Annotated in this window: 2 protein-coding genes; both read left to right on the forward strand. The window is 63.7% G+C overall.

Going from position 1 to position 2,714, the window contains the following annotated elements; genetic code table 11:
* A partial coding sequence (locus tag BMX36_RS21150; protein ID WP_177179238.1) for a CopD family protein occupies positions 1–270 on the forward strand: 270 nt, incomplete at its 5' end.
* Between the two features lie 249 nt (positions 271–519).
* Positions 520–2,714 (forward strand): vitamin K epoxide reductase family protein (locus BMX36_RS21155; RefSeq protein WP_093068539.1); only part of this gene is annotated, 2,195 nt, incomplete at its 3' end.

Genomic DNA, 2,714 nt, shown 5'->3' on the forward strand with positions numbered 1-2,714 from the left:
GGGCCGACCAATTTTATGGCTCTGGGAACGACACTTTACGGCCTGTTGCTGCTCGCCAAGCTAGCCCTGTTCGCCGGGATGCTGGGGCTCGCTTCGCTCAATCGGTTTCGCCTCACGCCGGCCTTTGAGCGCTCGATTGCCATGAACGACCATGGCGGGGCGCTTACGGCGCTGCGGGTCAGCCTTGCGGTCGAGACAGCCTGCGTGATCGGCATCCTGGCGCTCGTGGCATGGCTAGGCACCCTCGCGCCACCCGCGTCGGGCATGTAAGCGCTATGGACCAACCGTCCACGCAAGCGCCGCTCAGGCCTTCCACCTTCTTTTACCCACTTACGCGGCTTAACCCTCGCCTCCCAAGACACCCCCCGCTTGGACTGAGCTTACGTGTCCGACGCCCTAAGTCGCCCACAGGCGCTTGCGGGAAGGCCGCGTCGCGCTGCAAAGCTGGGCGTGCGAGAGGGTTGGTCCGGGTGGGCCTGTCAGTGTTTTCAGAGATGAATGAACAAGGGTGGCAAAGTCATGACCGATGGCAAACGCAGTGAAGCCGGCAGCGGCCAGGGTGGCGAAGTCGTCCTCATCACGGGCGCGAGCGGCTTCATCGCGGCCGCGTTGATCGCCAAGCTTAGCGAGCGCTATAGGGTCGTCGGCCTCGATCGCGCTGGTCCTCCCGATCCGCCGCCGCCCGCCGCAGCAGTCGACTTCGATCTCGGCTCTGACGAGGCAGTGCGCGCTGCACTTGATGAGGTTCGTGCCCGCTATGGCAACCGCATCGCCTCGGTGATCCATCTCGCCGCCTATTACGATATTACGGGCGATGCCAATCCGCTTTATGACAAGGTCACCGTGCAGGGCACCCGCCGGCTGATTGACGGGCTGCAATCGTTCGAAGTCGGACAATTCGTCTTCGCCAGCACGATGCTCGTTCATAAGCCGACCCCCACACCCTACGAGCGCATCAACGAGGACTCGCCGATCGGCGCGTCCTGGGCCTATCCGCAGTCCAAGGTCGACGCCGAGACATTGCTGCATGAGCGCCACGGAAACATCCCCGTCGTTTATATGCGCGCCGCCGGAGTTTACGACGACGACGGACGCTCGGCTTTTCTCGCGCAGCAGATATCGCAGATTTACGAGCACCGCCTGATCTCGCACTTTTATCCCGGCATGCTGTGTGCGGCGCAGTCATCGGTGCACCGCGACGACTTGGCTGACGCCGTGCTGCGTCTGGTCGATCGGCGGCACGAACTGCCGTCAGAACTGCCGCTGCTCATCGGCGAGCCCGACGCACCCGGCTATGCCGAGATCCAGGACATCGTCGGCGAGGCGCTCCACGGCGAGGGCTGGAAGACGATCCGGATTCCGCAGCCGCTCGCGAAAGCCGGGATCATCCTGCAGAACGAAGCGCTCGGCAGCGACGACTTCATCCAGCCCTGGATGATCGACAGCAGCAACGACCACTATATCCTCGATATTTCACGCGCCCGCTTGCTGCTCGGTTGGGAACCGAAGCATCGCCTCCGGGACACGCTGCCGACGATCGTCGCCGCGCTGAAGCGCCACCCGCGGGCCTGGTATCGGAACAACAAGCTTAACGAGAATCTGGTTGCCTGGCACGATAAGCTAAAGGCCGAACCTGTAGCGCCGGGCCAACAACCCGCAGCGGCAGGCGGTGGAATGGCCGGTATGGATCACGGGGCTGCGGACCATAGCAGCATGGACCATGCTGCCATGGGGCACCGACCTGGCGCGGCGGACATGGCGATGACCGGTCACGGTGCACACGGCGATCACATGGCCATAATGGACCGCGACGAGCGCCGTGCGCGCTGGGCTCTTTACGCAAACATCGGTCTTGGGCTGTGGCTCGCCTCCAGCCCGCTTATCTACGACTCCGTGACCACTCACAGTGTCGGCGAGGCGGCGCGCTTCGTAACTATTGATCGCGGGCTGCCGTCGATCGAGTGGCGGGCGAACGCGCTGGCCATCAGCGATGTCGTCAGCGGCCTCGCCATCGTGCTGTTCGGCGCGCTGTCGCTCGTTCCGCGCACCAAGACATGGGCGCAGTGGGCGGTCGCGTTCGTCGGCATCTGGCTGTTCTTCGCCCCGCTGATCTTCTGGAGCCCGAGCGCCGCTCAGTACAACAACAACCTGCTCATCGGCTCGGCCGTGATCGCCCTGTCGGTGCTCGTGCCGATGATGCCGGGCATGAGCATGGCGGGCATGATGGACCCCAAGAACATCCCGCCCGGCTGGACCTATTCGCCATCCACCGACGCACAGCGGCTGCCGATCGTCGCCATGGGTCTGATCGGCCTTCTCACCTCGCGCATCCTCACCGCCTACCAACTGGGGCATATTGACGGCGTTTGGGAGCCGTTTTTCGCCGGCTCCCTGAGCGATCCACGCAACGGCACCGAGGAGATCATCACCTCGGACATGTCCAAGGCCTGGCCGATTCCCGATGGTGGGCTCGGCACGGTCAGCTATGTCCTCGAGATCCTGATGGCGGTAATGGGCACCCGCGACCGCTGGCGGACCATGCCGTGGATGGTGACCTTCTTCGGCATCCTTGTCATCCCGCTCGGCGTCATCAGCATCTATTTCATCATCAGTCAGCCCATCGTCATCGGCACGTGGAGCACGCTGGCGCTGATCGCCGCGCTCGCCATGCTGATCATGATCCCGTTCGCGCTCGACGAGGTGATTGCGATGGG

This window comes from Sphingomonas sp. OV641 (assembly GCF_900109205.1).
Lineage (GTDB): Bacteria > Pseudomonadota > Alphaproteobacteria > Sphingomonadales > Sphingomonadaceae > Sphingomonas.